Below are 16,298 nucleotides of genomic sequence, written 5' to 3'. Positions count from 1 at the left end.
TACCCTGGTTTGATAATTATCTCTAAAAACGCTCCAAATCTAAGCTTAGGTTTATCATTAATATTTTGTTAAGATAATCCAATCACTTTTTCGACTCAAAACTATCTCATGACATCTTCTGAAAAAATAGTTTTAATTGTTGACGATAATCTTGACGATCGCTACACTTATCGTCGCTATTTAAACAAAGATGCCATTAATACTTATCAAATTATTGAGTCAGAAACGGGTGAAGAGGGATTAGAGTTTAACCACAAAAACAATCCAGATCTGATCTTGCTCGACTATCTTTTGCCAGATATGGATGGACTGGAATTTATTCGGGAATTGAAAGCCAGTTGCAATAATTTGCCTCCGATAATTATGCTCACGGGAGAAGGTACCGAGACAGTGGCAGTAGATGCAATGAAAGCTGGCGTTAAAGATTATTTAGTTAAAGGGAAAACCAATGCCGAAAGTCTGCGTTTTGCCGTTCGCAGCGTAATCGAACAAACTCGTTTACAACGCCTAGCCGAACGCACTGAAAATAGATTTCGCGTTTCAGTAGAGAATATACTCGACTGTTTTGGTATTTATACCAGCGTTCGCGATGACAACAATCGAATTGTTAGTTTTTGCACCGACTATCTTAATGAAGCTGCCTGCAAAAATAACTTATTTGATTTGCAGCAACAAACAAACCAAAATCTTTGCCAGTCAATTGCTTCTCATCCAAATTTTGAATTGTTCGAGCAATGCTGTCAAGTTATTGAAACTGGTAAGCCACTTTCTAAAGAACACGTATTTTGCCTGGAAACTTCCCAAAGAAAAATTGTTGCTAAAATTTTTGAAATTAGAATCACCAAACTAGAAGATGGTTTTGTTGCCGTCTGGCGAGATATTACCGAACGCAAACAGATCGAAAAAGCTCTCCAGCAAAGTGAAGAAAACTTTCGAGTTTTGGTAACTCAAGCACCAGTAGGTATTTTTCAAACCGATTGCCAGGGGGACTGTGTATTTGTCAATCCTCGCTGGATAGAAATAACGGGACTTTCTTTGGCAGAAGCTAAAGGTAAAGGCTGGAGTAAAGCTTTACATCCCGAAGACAGAGAAAAAATTCACCATGAGTGGTATGAAGCTACACGAAATGGCAGGGAGTTTGCTTTGGAATATCGTTTTAAGTCTCCTGAAGGAAAAGTCACCTGGGTGGCTGGACGAGCGGTAGCTATTTACAGCGATCGCCAAGAGCGTAGCGGTTATTTTGGAACTGTAACTAACATTACCGAACGCAAGCAAACAGAATTTTTGCTGAAGCAGCAAAGAAAGCAATTAATCAAAATCAATCGAGAGCTCAAACAGATAACTTCTCTATTAACCAAACGCAATCGAGAATTAGATGAGTTTGTTTATATAGTTTCTCACGATCTTAAGGCACCACTGCGAGCTATTACCAATCTTTCAACCTGGATTGAAGAAGACTTAGAAGGCAAACTTGACGACGCTACCCAAAAAAATTTAGAACTGTTAAAAAGTAGAGTTAAACGCATGCAAATGTTTATTGATTCTCTACTACAATATTCGCGAGTGGGAAGAGAGCAAACACCAGCGGAAACGGTTGTTGTTAGAGATTTACTAGTAGAGATAGTTGATTCTCTAGCACCACCGCCAAAGTTGGCGATCGCCATAGGTAAAATGCCGACTCTCAATACGCAAAAAATCGCGCTCCAGCAAGTTTTTACCAATTTAATCGGTAATGCTATTAAACATCATCACACTAAAGAAGGAGCGATCGAGATATCTGTCATAGATGAAGAAGATAGTTGCTATTTTTCAATAACAGACGATGGACCTGGTATTGCTGCCGAACACCACGAAAAAGTATTCGGTATTTTTCAAGCTTTATCTAGTAGTAATTCTGCTGAAAATACGGGAATTGGTCTATCAATTGTGAAAAAAATAGTTGAAGAACGTGGCGGAGCGATCGAATTAGATTCTCAAGTAGGACGCGGTACGACTTTTCGTTTTTCCTGGCTGAAAACCACAGAATAAAAATACTATTAAAATTATCGTTACAAAAGCCAACAAAACTTTATTTTTAAAGGATGTAATTGCACAAAAATTGCACAAAAGCTTTGGTTGAATGAGCTTAGTCCAAAAGCCACTGAATCTCCTAACTCTAAATTTTCTAGTGCCGAGCGGCTTGAGTTACAAATTACTACGCTTTAAACGATGGAGTAATTTGTGAACGTTGGTTAACTAAAAAAAAGCAAAGCATTGAGCTTTTTGTTTAACTTTGGTTCGGTTGAGAGAAACGGTTAGGATTCAGTTTTCTAAACAATTTATTTTGTGCAAATTAATCTTTAGGAGAAATATTGATGTTTGATGCATTTACACGGGTAATTTCCCAGGCTGATGCAAGAGGAGACTACCTCACCGGCAGTCAATTTGATGCTCTCAAAAACATGGTTGCAGAAAGCAACAAACGCATGGATGTTGTCAATCGCATTACTGGTAATTCATCAGCTATTGTCGCTAATGCCGCTCGTGTGTTGTTTGCCGAACAGCCTCAGTTAATCGCACCAGGTGGTAATGCTTATACTAACCGCCGCATGGCTGCATGTTTGCGAGATATGGAAATTATTTTACGCTACGTAACTTATGCCATTTTTGCTGGCGATGGTAGCGTTTTAGAAGATCGTTGTTTGAACGGTTTGCGAGAAACTTATGTAGCTTTGGGAGTTCCAGGCGGTTCTGTAGCTGAATCTGTCAGCAAAATGAAAGCTGCTGCTATTGAAATTGCTAATGATAAAAATGGCGTTACTCAAGGAGATTGCAGTTCCTTAATGTCGGAATTATCCAGTTATTTCGATCGCGCTGCTGCTGCCGTAGGCTAGATATCTTTCTATCAAGATTGTCGAAACAATTTTTGGTCAAACATAGTAAAAATTTATTCCAAGAGGTATTTTATCAATGAAGACTCCCATTACTGAAGCAGTATCTACTGCCGACTCTCAAGGTCGTTTCTTGAGCAGTAGCGAAATTCAAGTTGCATTCGGTCGTTTTCGTCAAGCCAACGCCAGTTTAGAAGCCGCTCAAGGTCTAACTAACAAAGCAGATAGTTTGGTTGATGGTGCGGCTAAAGCCGTTTACAACAAGTTTCCCTACACTACTCAAATGAAGGGACCAAACTACGCTTCTACACCAGAAGGTAAAGCTAAGTGTTCTCGCGATATCGGTTACTACTTGCGGATGATTACTTACTGCCTAGTTGCTGGCGGTACTGGTCCTATGGACGATTATTTGATTGCTGGAGTTGCTGAAATCAACTCTACTTTTGAATTGTCTCCTAGCTGGTATGTAGAAGCTCTTAAATATATCAAAGACAATCATGGTTTGAGTGGCGATCCTGCCGTCGAAGCCAATTCTTATATTGACTACGCAATTAACGCTCTCAGCTAAATTTTTTCTGTTAGCTCGGAATTGCAGATGACTATTGAGCTTGTCGGTCTTGTTTGATGGTTTGCTGTAATTCCGAGCGGTTTTTTTAACAAGTAGTATTTAAGTAAATTCAGGAGTGTACCAGTGGCAATTTCAGCAGCATCTCGCTTGGGTATCTCTGCCTTTGACGAAAATAATATAGTGGAACTGCGTCCTAATTGGAGTAAAGAGGAAGCTAAAGTCGCAATTTCAACAGTTTACCGCCAAGTTCTAGGTAACGATCATCTAATGAACTCGGAACGTCTGACCAGTGCCGAATCTTTATTAGCCGATGGTTCGATTTCAGTCCGTGAATTTGTGCGAGCCGTAGCTAAATCAGAACTATATAAATCAAAATTCTTTTATAACAACTACCATCCCCGTACTATCGAGTTAAACTTCAAACACCTACTAGGACGCGCTCCCTACGACGAAGCAGAAATCGTCGAACATCTCGACCTCTATCAAAATGAAGGCTTTGAAGCAGATATCGATTCTTACATTGATTCTGATGAATACGTGCGGAACTTTGGCGACAATATCGTTCCTTACTATCGAGGTTTTTCTACTCAAAAAGGTCAGAAAACCGTAGGTTTTACCCGCATGTTCCAACTATATCAAGGATATGCCAATAGCGATCGCGCTCAAGGCAATACTGGCAGTCCTCGTTTGACTTACGATTTAGCGCGTAACATGGCAACTCCCGTTCGCACCTCAGAAGTAAAAGACAAAACTTCTCTTTCGGGTACCACCACCACCGAGCGAGGCAATTTATATCGTCTGCGAGTAACTCAAGGCGCGCCAGGAGGTAAGGCTCAACTGCGTCGCAGTTTGAAAGAGTATGTCGTACCTTACGAAAGACTTTCAGCGACTTTACAAAAAATCAATAAACAAGGCGGTCGGGTTTTAAACATTACCAATGCTTGATTGGAGTTTAAAGTTCGTAGATGCGAGGCAATGCCTTGCCCGTACAGCTATTTATATATATTTAAGGAGAATAATAAGTGGCAATTACTACAGCAGCATCTCGTTTGGGAGTTTCTGCTTTTAAAGACTTTGAGCCTGTAGAATTACGTCCCAACTGGACTAAAACCGAAGCTCAGGCGGCAATTAATATCGTCTATCGACAGGTTTTGGGCAATGATTACATCATGCAGTCCGAGCGTCTGACGGCTACAGAGTCTTTATTAAATAATGGTTCGATTACGGTGCGAGATTTTGTACGAGCCGTAGCCAAATCAGAATTGTATAAGAAAAAATTCTTGTATGACAACTTTCAAACTAGAGTTATCGAATTAAATTTCAAACATCTTTTAGGACGCGCTCCCTACGATGAAGCGGAGGTTATTTATCATTTAGACCTCTATCAAAACCAAGGTTTTGAGGCAGATATCGATTCTTATATCGACTCCGATGAATATACTCGAAATTTTGGCGATAATATCGTTCCTTACTATCGGGGTTTTGCAACTCAAACCCAGCAAAAAACTGTAGGCTTTACGCGGATGTTCCAACTATATCGCGGTTATGCCAACAGCGATCGCTCTCAGGTAGCTGGCAAACCATCGCGTTTGGCTAAAGAGTTGGCAACCAACAATGCTTCAGCAGTAGTAGCTCCTTCTGGCAGTACTGGAGGCTGGGCTTATCAAGAGTCGGAACGCAATGTTACTCCCGAACGCGCCTTTAGAACCTCTAATCGTGACAGTCGTATTTATCGGATTGAAATTGCAGGCATCAATCAGCCTGGATATCCTAAAGTACGTCGTTCGAGTCGGGCGTTATTAGTTCCTTACGAACAATTGACTCCAACTCTACAAAAAATTAACAAAATGGGCGGTAAGATTGCCAGCATCACTTTGGCGGCATAAATCTTTCAAGCCGATTGCTATAGCAGTCTGAGGATGGAATGAGATATGACATATAACTTAGCTTTTACAGGCTTAAAAAATATCTTTACCGTTACTTAGATTGCTATAGATTATTAACAAAAATTTTAGTTCTCATTTAGGAGATAGTAATTGTGTTAGGTAATTCTGCAATTAACGGGCGATCGAGTTCCCCAGCCCAAAATCGAGTTTTTGTTTACGAAGTAACGGGTTTAAAACAAAACGAAGCTAACGACAGCATTAATTATCCTTTTCGACGCAGTAGCAGTGTTTTTGTCACCGTACCCTACAATCGCATGAATGAAGAGATGCAGCGCATTAACAAAATGGGCGGCACTATTGTTAAGATCCAATCTCTTGACAGCTTTCAAAATTCCAGCAATGACGAGAAAGATACTGAAGACTCTAAGGAGTAATAACTTGGCTTTTAGCCTTTAGCTTTTAGCAATGAGAGAAGGAGCGAGTAGCAATTAATAACTGCTAATTGCTATCTGCGATTCACGCTAATTATCCCTGAGCTAATAGCTTCTAAATAATTCATTCTTTAAGAAAATGGTTGCAACTATTTCATCCTCTATTAGAGAGCGACAACATCTACTAATTCGGCAACTAGCCAACTGTATTGAAGCACACTGGAAACAATATTTAACTCTATCTCCCTATTCTATACCTGAAGATCTGGGTTATGTAGAAGGAAATCTAGAAGGAGAGAAATTAATTATTGAAAATCGCTGCTATCAAACTCCCGAATTTCGCAAGTTACACTTGGAGTTGGCAAGAGTAGGCGATCGCCTGGATATTTTGCACTGCGTCATGTTTCCCCGTGCCAATTATCCCCTACCGATCTTTGGCGCAGATTTGGTAGGCAGTGCGTCTGGCATCGGTGCGGCAATTGTCGATCTTTCTCCCGTCGCTGGTAATAGATTGCTTCCTGCTGCATACAGTCGAGTTTTAACCAACTTGCCCCAGATTGAATTTTCCCAACCCCGAAATTTGCCCGAATGGGGCGATATTTTCTCGGATTTTTGTTTGTTCGTGCGTCCTGGCGATCGCAACGAAGAAACTCTCTTTCTCGATCGCGTTGGGGAATATTTAAGTTTGCATTGTCAAACCGCAGTAAATACTTCTGCTGTGATTTCTCCTGTTCGACAAGCCGAATGCTTGGCAGGACAGCGTTACTATTGCCAACAGCAACAACAAAACGATAAGACAAGAAAAGTTTTAGAAAAGTCTTTAGGACGAGTTTGGACTGACCGCTATATGACCCAGATGCTTTTTGATTGTCCCTAGCGATCTGTCAAAAATTAACTTTAATAACGTACTACATTAATAAACTTTAAACTGAGTTAAGCTTGGTTTAAAAAAGTAGTCATAAATTTACTATGGAGGAAGTCAACCATTTACCGAGCAAACAATTATTGCTCCAAGCCGTATTTGAAAATTCCTTAGAAGCGATCGCGATTGTTGACGGACGCGACCGCCCCATCGAAGTCAATCCTGCTGTCTGTAAGCTGCTTGGCGCGAGTAAAAAGCAACTGCTTGGTAATTCAATTGCTGACTGGTTCGATCTGCCCTTAAATGAAGAAATAGCAGAAGTTAGGTTGCAACAGACTGACGGTACTAGCAAGACTATTGAATACAGTCGGGTTGACAATTTAATTCCCAATTATCATTTATTAATTTTAAGAGACATTAGTAATGTACGTCGTGCCGCTGCTGAAGAATTAAATCGAGAACATCAACGGGTGGAGTTATTTGCTGAAGTTACTCTCAAAATCAGACAGTCGTTACAGCTTGAAGAAATATTGCAGACTGCCGTTACCGAAGTCCAAAGTATTTTACAAGCCGACCGCGTATTGATCTATCAAGTTTTTGCCAATGGTACGGGAATGGCGATTAAAGAAGCCGTACTATCAGACTTTGCTCCTATTCTCGGTGTTAAGTTCCCCGAAGAAGTTTTTCCCGATGAGTATCGCGAATTATACACTAAAGGAAGAGTCAAAGCGATCGCTGATGTGCGCGATCCCAAGGTCGATTTAGCTGAATGCCTGATTGACTTTATGGACGAGTGGATGGTTAAAGCCAAGCTAGTAGTGCCAATTCTGCAAAACTTAAAATCTTCTGAAACTAATGGAGATTGCCAAGCACCTAAGCGCAGCCGCGATCGACTGTGGGGTTTGCTAATTGCCCATCATTGTCAGGCACCGAGAAGTTGGACGGACTTTGAATTAGAACTTATGGAACAATTAGCCAATCAAATTGGCATTGCCCTATCCCAGGCAGAATTATTAGAAAATTTAGAAGGATTGGTTGCCGAACGCACCACTAAATTAAGAGAGGAGATCGGCGAACGGATTAAAGCAGAAGCAGCAGCGCGTCGTAGTGAAGAACAACTGCGTCTAATTGCTAACGGACTGCCAGTTTTAATTGCCTATGTAGATCGACAGCAGCATTACCGTTTTAACAACGAAGCCTATCAAATTTGGTTGGGGTTATCTCCTGACGAAATTTTCGACAGTCATCTCCAACAGGTTCACGGAGAGGCAGAATATCGGCAGATTCAACGATATATAGAAATTGCTCTGGCGGGTCAAACAGTTAATTACGAACGAGATGTAATTCTTCTAGATGGCTGCGTTCATGCTCTGAGTATTACCTATATACCTCACATAGATAAAAATTCGGCTAAAGTTATTGGTTTTTTTGCTTTAACCAGCGATATTAGCGATCGCAAAGCGATCGAGCGGATGAAAGATGAGTTTATTGCCGTAGTCAGTCACGAATTACGTACTCCCCTAACTTCAATTCATAGTTCCCTCAAAATCTTGGCAACAGGCAAACTAGGTAACCTTTCTTCCAAAGGGCAGAGAATGTTACAAATTGCCGACGAACAAACCGAACGGCTGGTCAGATTGGTTAATAACGTTCTCGATCTCCAGCGCATTCAGTCGGGCAAAGTCAAAATGAATAAGAAAGCCTGTAAAGCTACTAGCTTAATGATTGAAGCGGCTCAAACCATGCAGGCTATGGCGCAGGAACATCAAGTTAAACTTTTAGTCGAACCCGTACAGTTACTCGTTTGGGCAGACTATGACTATATCGTGCAAACTCTAACCAATCTAGTTAGCAATGCCATTAAGTTTTCTCCTCCCCATAGTACGGTTTGGTTATCGGCAACAAATGACAAGCGTAAACACCAGCGTAGTCGAGAAAAAACTACCGCCAAAGTTATTTTTGCCGTTAAAGATCGAGGACAGGGAATTCCTGGCGATCGCCTGGAGACAATTTTTGAACGGTTTCAACAGGTCGATTCTTCCGATTCTCGTAAAAAAGGCGGTACGGGGTTGGGACTGGCAATTTGTCGCCAAATCGTGGAAGGACACGGCGGACGAATTTGGGCAGAAAGTTGCCTGGAAGGAGGAAGCACTTTCTATTTTACTCTTCCCGAACTCATACAGTGAGAGGAAAATCGCGATGAATAGACGAATTTTATTAATTGACGATGAAGAAACCATCCAAGAAGTAGTACAGGTGGGAATTGAAATTGAAGTTGGTTGGCAAGTGGAGATCGCTTCTTCGGGTTCGGAAGGAATTAACCTGGCGCAAACGCAACAACCCGATGCTATTCTCCTTGACGTAATGATGCCCGATATGGACGGTATTTCTACTCTGTCTAACTTGAAAGCCAATGCTAAAACGCGCTCGATTCCCGTAATTTTTTTGACTGCAAAAACACAAGTTGCCGAAAAAGATCGCTTGCAAAGCCTGGGTGTAATTGATGTAATTACCAAACCATTTAATTCGATGACCCTAGCCAGTCAAATTGCCAGAATACTGCACTGGGAACTCTAATATGAAATCCAAAAAAGAATGCTACACATAACCTGGTATCTAGTATTAGAAAACAAGAGATAGGAATATTTTTAAACCCTTTTGTAGCAAATATTTAAGTATTTTATCTAAGTTTACCGTTTAAATTAGACCGCGATTGGATATGAAAATTTTATTAATTGAAGACGATAAAACGCTAATAGATTTACTAACCAGAACTCTGGCAGAACGGAGTTACGCGGTCGATGTGGTTACAGATGGCGAGCAAGGCTGGATTTATGGTTCTACTTACACCTACGACCTGATTCTTCTCGATTGGTCGTTACCCAAACTCGACGGTATTAGTCTCTGTCAGCGTTTTCGCGCTCGCGGTTATAATACACCAATTATTTTACTAACTTCTCGTCACGGCAGCCAAAACAAAATCAGGGGATTAGATGCAGGAGCAGATGATTATATCTGCAAACCCTTTGATGTAGAAGAGTTAGCCGCTCGTATTCGAGCATTGTTGCGTCGCTTAAACTGTAATTTTCTTCCCGTATTAAGTTGGGGAGATTTACAACTCGATCCTTGTAGTTGCCAGGTTACTTATCAAGGAAACATTTTGTCTTTAGCAACCAAGGAATATATGCTACTAGAGCTATTTTTGCGTCACCGACAAGAAGTTTTAAGTATCGAAGATATTATTGAAAGTCTTTGGACATCGATGGAATATCCTGCCGAGGCGACGGTTCGTTCGCACATCAGACATTTGCGAGAAAAATTAAAATCCGCTGGTTTACCAGAAGATATTATTACTACGATGAGAGGACAGGGATATTGTTTGAAACCTTTGCCTCAAGCCGAAACTTCGGAAAGCATACTTGCTTCAGAACCAGCCGATAAGCACTCAAAACATTTAGCTGCTCTAACTCTAATTTGGAACAAACATCGACCCAAACGCCAACAACAGCTAACAACTATAGAACAAGCGATCGCCGCTTTACAACGAGGTACACTCGAACTTAGCGATCGCCTGTCGGCAATTGTCGCCGCTCATAGTTTGGCAGGAAATCTGGGACAATTTGGCTTGTATCGGGGTTCTGAGTTGGCTAGAGAACTAGAAGAATTGCTGCAAAACAATCCCAATCGCGAGCAATGGCAAAAATTATCGCTTAAATTGACTGCTTTAAATGAAGAAATAGCTAACGAACGTAATATTTCTCCCCAGCTCGACCAAAAACTTGCGGCAGATTCGCCTCTGCTGTTAATTGTTGGCGATGTTAATTCAAGCTCGCAGATAACCCAAGAAGCAAAAATTCAGGGAATTCGTACTAAGACTTTGCCTACATCAGAAACGGTAAAAATTTGGCTGGAACAACAACAAGACCGTTACGAAAATCTTCCCCAGGCAGTGCTGTTAACTATATCTTTTACTAATTTAGAATCCGACCTGCGGCAGGAATATTTAGCATTAATCGCCGAATTTAAATTACTAGAACCATCAATACCAGTTATTGTAATTGCCGATCGCGATCGCTTTGGCGATCGGTTGCAGGTAGCTAGACACGGGGGCAGTTTTTACCTCACTCAGCCACTAACTCCCAGTCAAATAATTGCTGTTTGCCAGCAAGCTATACAGCGTTCTTCTCGCTGCAAAAAAATCATGATTGTCGATGACGATACAGAATTGCTACAAGTCTTACCTTCTTTGTTACAACCTTGGGGATTTCAGCTAACTACCCTCCAAGATCCGCGACAGTTTTGGGAAGTTCTGCAAGCGGTAAATCCCGATTTAATACTGCTAGACATCGAAATGCCACATTTAAGCGGTATTGAATTATGTAAAGTGCTAAGAACTCATCCTTACTGGTGCAAACTACCTGTTTTGTTTCTCAGCATTCATAACGATCGTCATATTTCTAGTGATGCCTTTGCCAGTGGTGCCAGCGATTTTATCTGTAAACCTGCAACCGCTCGCCAACTCGCCCATCGTATTATCAATCACTTGGCTCGCTCTACTTAACCTGAGTTCGGGTTAAGCAGAGTAAATTTAGATTGCGACAAGCGCACTCTATCTCCTTTATATTCTCCCACATCTAGCAATGCGAGCGCGTACAAAAAACTTAAGCCGAATTTTTTAACCAGGTGCGATCGAATAGATTACAACTTTGTTATAGCGGTGGGTGCATAAATTCTGTCAAAAATACATTTGAGCGAGCGTAAAATAAGCCTGGTTAACAACAACCAAGCTTATCGAGCTAATCCGCTTTATTTATAAAAGTAAAACACTGTTATTAGAGTTTCTACAAATAGACTATGGATACAAACATAGTTCTTCGGAAGAACTCCGCGCCACGATATACTCTACTACTGTCTCGCCAATATTAGCTGGACAGTGAATCACATTAGCTGGAATATAGAGAAAATCACTCGCTTCTATATCTTTATATTCGCTTTTATCCTCTTTTAAGAAAACTCTACAGTTTCCTTTGAGCATATAAATTGCCGTTTCAAAAGGGTGATAGTGAGGGTTGGCACTCATTCCAGGAGGAATAATACCGTGAGCCATACTGAGATTTTTTGAACCAGCAGTTTGACCCGTTAATCCCCAGCCTCTTAAATAACCATGTTCGTAATCACACAGCCTATTTGGTTCTCGAACAACAACTATATCAGAAGATAATTTGCAATTTTTAATTTTAGATTCTACGAGCATTTGATAAGTCTCCAATTTTAAATAATAATGTAAATTTTTACGTATATCTTCGGACTGACATTTTCATATTAACAACGATTTAATTTTTTTAAGTATATTTACTTAGACTTTATCTAAAGATTAAAATTGTTAACCTTAGCTTTATTTGTATCGATCGAGCTAAAACAAAAAACTCAAAAATATGTTTGTTTAGGCGACTATAAATAACCAATTTATTATTAAAACAACGAGCTTAGTAAAATCCGAATCTTTCCAAATTAAGAAATGAAATCTTTATTCATCTTGTCTTTAACATTGTTTTTATTACTCGAAGTAAAATTTGCTATTAAATTTGAAAGATTTACAGATAATTATGCGATTTCAAACGTTGCGCGGGCAGCAGAGCGAGATATTTGGACGCAAATGCGAGAAGATACAGGTTATGTAGTGCTGTTGCGACATGCCCAAACAGTGTCTGGAACGGGCGATCCTCCTGGGTTTGAGTTAGATGATTGTACTACTCAACGCAATTTGTCGCAGGCTGGTAGAGAGCAAGCAAAACAGATCGGTAAAGAGTTTCGCGATCGCAACATTACGATCGAACAAGTTTTATCCAGTCAGTATTGCCGATGTTTGGATACAGCCAGATTGTTAGATTTAGGTACTGTCAAACCTTCTCCAATGCTAAATTCCATTTTTGAAGACCGTACTACGGTAACTCAACAAGTAGAACAGACTCGTCAACGAATATTCGATCGCCGCCAGAGTTTAGGGGTAACTGTGATGGTGACGCATTTTGCCAATATTACCGAAATTAGCGGCGTTAGTCCTCAAGAAGGGGAAGCAGTGGTGATAAAATCCGACCAACAGGGCAATTTAGAAGTAATAGGAACAATTCAAGATTGGTAAATCGAAAGAAGTTAAAAGTTTGTTAGTGGAAATACTGAGTAGTTGATTGATAATGGTGAATTAGTAATCAGCAACTAGTTAAACTTTCAATGAATTTTTCCAAGCTTCGTAGCGATCGCCTGACTATTTTTATTTTAGTGATTCTGTTATTAGGAATTTGGTTGCGATTTACTAATTTAGAGCGTCAGGTTTACTGGATAGATGAAGTACATACCTCGTTACGTGCTGCTGGTTATAGTCGCACTGAATTTGTAGAACAAGCTCCTGATGGTTATATAGTAGGCAGAGAAGATTTACAAAAGTTTCAGCAGCTTACCCCCGAAAGAAACTTTATTGCTGGGGTAAAAGCGATCGCTTCTTCGGAACATTCTCCGCTATATTATGTACTGGCTAGATTGGGAATGGAACTTTTTGGCAGTAGCATTGCAGTTACTAGAGGCGTAGCGGCATTAATTAGTTTATTGGCTTTCCCCTGCATATATTTGTTGGCAAAAGAATTATTTAATTCTTCTCTGGTGGGTTTAATAGCAATGGCACTACTAGCAGTTTCACCGTTTCATTTGCTATATGCCAGAGAAGCAAGGGAATACAGTTTACTGACGGTAACTATTTTACTTTCTAGTTGGGTTTTACTAAAGGCAATAAAACACAACCACAAAAGTTACTGGAGTTGGTATGGAATAAGTGTTGCTTTATGTCTATACGCTCATCCTTTAGCTATATTTGCCCTAATAGCTCACGGTATTTATGTTGCAGTTGGTAATAAGTTTAGCTGGCAGAGATTAAAAGCATATTTTATTGCTTCTGGTACGGGGATTTTATTATTTATTCCCTGGATTGTCGTTTTTATTGTTAACGGTGATGGTGTAGGTAGCTGGATCGAGAGAAAGATAGATCTAGGTGTATGGTTGCAACGCTGGATATTAAATTTAAGTTCGATTTTTTTCGATTTACAGGTAGGCTATAGCGATCGCCTGTTTGATGTAGAATCAGGACAAGATCTAGTTATTAACTATAGTAATTGGCTAAATTATTTAATTATTCCCATACTTTTATTTATAATTTATGCCCTTTATTTTGTAGTTCGTCATGCACCTAAATCTGCAAGGTTATTTGTCTTATTATTAATTGGCTGTACGGCTATTGGTTTGGGTTTACCAGATCTAATTTCTGGCGGACAGCGTTCTACTGTGGGTAGATATATTATTCCCCTGTATTTAGGAATCGAACTAGCTGCGGCTTACTGTTTGGCGAGTAAAATTACTACAGTTAAAAACAGTGAAGCTTATCGTTTTGTGTGGCGTATAGTTACGGTTGTTTTAATTTCTTTAGGTGTTTGGTGTAGTTTGGCTATAGTGCGATCGCCCACTTGGTGGAATAAATACAGTAGTTATTACAATCCTCAAATAGCGTCAGTGATTAATAACTATAACAATCCTTTAGTTATTGGCAACACTAATAGAATTAGTCGTCTAACTTCTCTCAGTTATTTATTAAACAGCGATGCCAAATTTTTGTTATTGGATATAAATGAAACTTTGCCAGAAATAGGCGATCGCAAAAACATATTTTTATTTCGTCCCTATAGTGAACTAATAGAAACAGTTGAACAGGATAATCGATACGCTCTAAAATCGATCTTTTTAGATTATCTGTGGCGTGTTAAAAATCGTTCGTAGCAATTGTCTGTAATTTAAAGTTGTTGGTGTTGTTAAATCAAAGCTGTCGCTAATAACCTTTAGGAAAAAGTTTATGAATTGTATTTTTTTGGCTGCAAGAGTATCCTGGTACTGCACCTAGAAATTCCCAACTATATCTAATTCCTGAAGGAACAGAAGTATCTACTATTCCATAACATCTTTCTAGACTAGAACCACCCGTATCAATAAACTTGTATTTTACGTAGTCAACTAAGGGATTTGGTAATTCACTACCATCACGACATGATGTAGCGTATAGAATTCCATCTACTTCTCCGTTTCTAAATGAGTAAGTTGCAATTGGTTGTATGGTTGAACAATCATTTCTGATTGTGGTAATTTCTAATTCTCGATCGTAGCTTGTACGCCATGCTAAGACTTCAGCATTTAAAACTTGCCAGATAAATAACATTAAAAAACTAAAAAACAAATGCAACATTAGTATATTCTTTAAAATATAAACTCTATTTTTTAACATCAAATTGATAAACTGAATACAACAGAACAATTGCGCCTTCGTAGAGTGAGCATTGTAAAGTATCGCGACGTAAAGAATAAATTTACTAATGCCCACCGCTAAAGATTATTTGTTTATGCAAGATCGGGCGATCGCGTCAAACATTAGTTGTTTGCTCTTTTTTGCCGTTTCCATTGCCATTTAGTTGTGTTTCATTTAAATGTAAATAATTAACCTGAGTAGGATAGGCAAACTCAATTCCTCTTTGGGTAAATTCTTGTTTTAGTTGTAAGTTTATTTGTTGTTGGGCGTTCATATATTGAGTGTAGTCACTGCTGCCAACAAAATAAACTACTTCAAAATCGAGGCTAAAATCACCATAAGCTAAAAAGTGAGCGCGATCGAAAGTTACATTTTCAGTGTTACTAATAATATGTCCTACTATTTGAGGTATTGCTGCTAGCTGTTCGGGGTTGGTATCGTAAATCACGCCAAATTTGAAGGCAATTCTTCTCTGTCTCATCCGCTTATAGTTGCGAATTCTCGAACTAGTTAAATCTGTATTGGCAATAATAATTTCTTCGCCGTCAATACTTTTAAGTCTGGTAGTTTTAATACCGACATATTCGACCGTACCTAAATAATCGCCCACGATAATAAAATCTTTTAGTTCAAACGGGCGATCGAACAAAATTGCAAAATAGCTAAATAAGTCCTGTAATAAACCTTGAGAAGCTAGAGCGATCGCTACACCGCCAATGCCCAAACTGGCGATAACGGCTGAAATATCAAATCCTAAGTTATCTAATAAAAAAACAAATCCGATCGCCCAAACTATAGTTCTAATTGCTGGTAGTAAAGCATCAATGGTTTGCTCGAAACTGACATTTTTAGAATGATGAGTGACCCAGTACAAACGTAAGGCATATTCAATTAAAGAAGTAATTAATTTTACACCCAGAAATGTCCCCAGAATAATTAATATTACATCGATAGATCTAGCTAAAAGCTGATGTAGTTTGAGTTGGTTGACAGCTAAATAAACACTTAATAAATAAAAGATGGGGATAAAGTGGCGTTCTACAATACTAACCAGGCGATCGTCCCAAATACTTGGGGTTTTATTTACCCATCGTTTGATACGTTTGAGAAAAAAGTAGCGAGCCAGTTTAACAATGACTACGGCGATAACAATTGTCGCTACCGCAGTTAGCAAACTACCAAGAGTATTACCTAAAAATTTCCATTCCATAAATTCTAAAGACATAAACATATCCTTCGATCGCTTTTGTGCGGTAGACATTCTAACTTCAAAACTAAAAAAATGAAAATTGGCAACAAGCTATAAACCCTATGATTTATGTTTTTTCTCATTTAATATT

Annotated in this window: 15 protein-coding genes; 12 read left to right on the top strand and 3 right to left on the bottom strand. The window is 39.4% G+C overall.

The window, feature by feature from the left end:
• The first annotated feature begins 108 nt into the window (after positions 1-108).
• The 10 genes from KV40_RS32230 (at position 109) to KV40_RS16690 (ending at position 11,178) form a co-directional block, all read left to right on the top strand.
• Complete coding sequence (locus KV40_RS32230) at positions 109-2,028, top strand: ATP-binding protein (protein WP_052055700.1); 1,920 nt, start codon at positions 109-111, stop codon at positions 2,026-2,028.
• A gap of 326 nt (positions 2,029-2,354) precedes the next feature.
• Entirely contained in the window at positions 2,355-2,873 is a 519-nt protein-coding gene (locus KV40_RS16730) for a phycocyanin subunit beta (RefSeq protein ID WP_036483776.1), read from the top strand.
• Between the two features lie 76 nt (positions 2,874-2,949).
• Positions 2,950-3,438 carry a phycocyanin subunit alpha gene (gene cpcA, locus KV40_RS16725; RefSeq protein ID WP_036483774.1) on the top strand — a complete coding sequence of 163 codons (489 nt, stop codon included), beginning with the start codon at positions 2,950-2,952 and terminating at the stop codon, positions 3,436-3,438.
• A gap of 123 nt (positions 3,439-3,561) precedes the next feature.
• Positions 3,562-4,383, top strand: coding sequence for a phycobilisome linker polypeptide (locus KV40_RS16720; protein WP_036483772.1), 822 nt, complete (start codon positions 3,562-3,564; stop codon positions 4,381-4,383).
• Between the two features lie 77 nt (positions 4,384-4,460).
• Positions 4,461-5,324, top strand: coding sequence for a phycobilisome linker polypeptide (locus KV40_RS16715; protein ID WP_036483770.1), 864 nt, complete (start codon positions 4,461-4,463; stop codon positions 5,322-5,324).
• Between the two features lie 152 nt (positions 5,325-5,476).
• Positions 5,477-5,758 (top strand): phycobilisome linker polypeptide, encoded by a 282-nt coding sequence (locus tag KV40_RS16710; protein ID WP_036483768.1) that lies wholly within the window; start codon positions 5,477-5,479, stop codon positions 5,756-5,758.
• A 136-nt stretch (positions 5,759-5,894) separates the two neighbouring features.
• The gene (locus KV40_RS16705; protein ID WP_036483765.1) at positions 5,895-6,632 is read left to right on the top strand and encodes a phycocyanobilin:ferredoxin oxidoreductase; all 738 of its coding nucleotides are present in this window, start codon (positions 5,895-5,897) and stop codon (positions 6,630-6,632) included.
• 92 nt (positions 6,633-6,724) lie between these two features.
• Positions 6,725-8,803, top strand: a complete 2,079-nt coding sequence (locus tag KV40_RS16700) for an ATP-binding protein (RefSeq protein WP_036483762.1) — start codon at positions 6,725-6,727, stop codon at positions 8,801-8,803.
• 13 nt (positions 8,804-8,816) lie between these two features.
• On the top strand, positions 8,817-9,194 hold the full coding sequence (locus KV40_RS16695) for a response regulator (RefSeq protein ID WP_036483760.1): 378 nt from the start codon (positions 8,817-8,819) through the stop codon (positions 9,192-9,194).
• Positions 9,195-9,336: 142 nt separating this feature from the next.
• A complete protein-coding gene (locus KV40_RS16690; protein ID WP_036483759.1) occupies positions 9,337-11,178 on the top strand; it encodes a response regulator transcription factor in 1,842 nt (613 codons plus the stop codon).
• A 291-nt stretch (positions 11,179-11,469) separates the two neighbouring features.
• On the opposite strand, the gene KV40_RS16685 is transcribed toward KV40_RS16690, so the two are convergent.
• A complete protein-coding gene (locus KV40_RS16685) occupies positions 11,470-11,871 on the bottom strand; it encodes a cupin domain-containing protein (RefSeq protein WP_036483758.1) in 402 nt (133 codons plus the stop codon).
• Between the two features lie 264 nt (positions 11,872-12,135).
• Here KV40_RS16685 and KV40_RS16680 point away from each other — a divergent pair, with 264 nt between their 5' ends.
• Complete coding sequence (locus tag KV40_RS16680) at positions 12,136-12,759, top strand: histidine phosphatase family protein (RefSeq protein ID WP_052055699.1); 624 nt, start codon at positions 12,136-12,138, stop codon at positions 12,757-12,759.
• A gap of 89 nt (positions 12,760-12,848) precedes the next feature.
• Positions 12,849-14,438, top strand: coding sequence for a glycosyltransferase family 39 protein (locus KV40_RS16675; RefSeq protein WP_052055698.1), 1,590 nt, complete (start codon positions 12,849-12,851; stop codon positions 14,436-14,438).
• Between the two features lie 49 nt (positions 14,439-14,487).
• Here the strand turns inward: KV40_RS16675 and KV40_RS16670 are convergent, their stop codons facing one another.
• A complete protein-coding gene (locus tag KV40_RS16670) occupies positions 14,488-14,937 on the bottom strand; it encodes a hypothetical protein (RefSeq protein WP_156114058.1) in 450 nt (149 codons plus the stop codon).
• A 136-nt stretch (positions 14,938-15,073) separates the two neighbouring features.
• Positions 15,074-16,219, bottom strand: a complete 1,146-nt coding sequence (locus tag KV40_RS16665; RefSeq protein ID WP_253274285.1) for a mechanosensitive ion channel family protein — start codon at positions 16,217-16,219, stop codon at positions 15,074-15,076.
• Positions 16,220-16,298: the final 79 nt, after the last annotated feature.

The sequence above is a fragment of the Myxosarcina sp. GI1 genome, from assembly GCF_000756305.1.
Classification (GTDB): domain Bacteria; phylum Cyanobacteriota; class Cyanobacteriia; order Cyanobacteriales; family Xenococcaceae; genus Myxosarcina.
Note: the sequence above shows the minus strand (reverse complement) of the source record. Positions and strands in the feature narration are given on the sequence as shown.

Bases quoted from the DNA above. Each gene is read 5' to 3' on its own strand.
- cpcA (WP_036483774.1), top strand. From the start codon at position 2,950: ATGAAGACTCCCATTACTGAAGCAGTATCTACTGCCGACTCTCAAGGT.
- KV40_RS16670 (WP_156114058.1), bottom strand. From the start codon at position 14,937: ATGTTAAAAAATAGAGTTTATATTTTAAAGAATATACTAATGTTGCAT.
- KV40_RS16695 (WP_036483760.1), top strand. From the start codon at position 8,817: ATGAATAGACGAATTTTATTAATTGACGATGAAGAAACCATCCAAGAA.
- KV40_RS16665 (WP_253274285.1), bottom strand. From the start codon at position 16,219: ATGTCTACCGCACAAAAGCGATCGAAGGATATGTTTATGTCTTTAGAA.
- KV40_RS16700 (WP_036483762.1), top strand. From the start codon at position 6,725: ATGGAGGAAGTCAACCATTTACCGAGCAAACAATTATTGCTCCAAGCC.
- KV40_RS16730 (WP_036483776.1), top strand. From the start codon at position 2,355: ATGTTTGATGCATTTACACGGGTAATTTCCCAGGCTGATGCAAGAGGA.
- KV40_RS16690 (WP_036483759.1), top strand. From the start codon at position 9,337: ATGAAAATTTTATTAATTGAAGACGATAAAACGCTAATAGATTTACTA.
- KV40_RS32230 (WP_052055700.1), top strand. From the start codon at position 109: ATGACATCTTCTGAAAAAATAGTTTTAATTGTTGACGATAATCTTGAC.
- KV40_RS16685 (WP_036483758.1), bottom strand. From the start codon at position 11,871: ATGCTCGTAGAATCTAAAATTAAAAATTGCAAATTATCTTCTGATATA.
- KV40_RS16675 (WP_052055698.1), top strand. From the start codon at position 12,849: ATGAATTTTTCCAAGCTTCGTAGCGATCGCCTGACTATTTTTATTTTA.
- KV40_RS16680 (WP_052055699.1), top strand. From the start codon at position 12,136: ATGAAATCTTTATTCATCTTGTCTTTAACATTGTTTTTATTACTCGAA.
- KV40_RS16705 (WP_036483765.1), top strand. From the start codon at position 5,895: ATGGTTGCAACTATTTCATCCTCTATTAGAGAGCGACAACATCTACTA.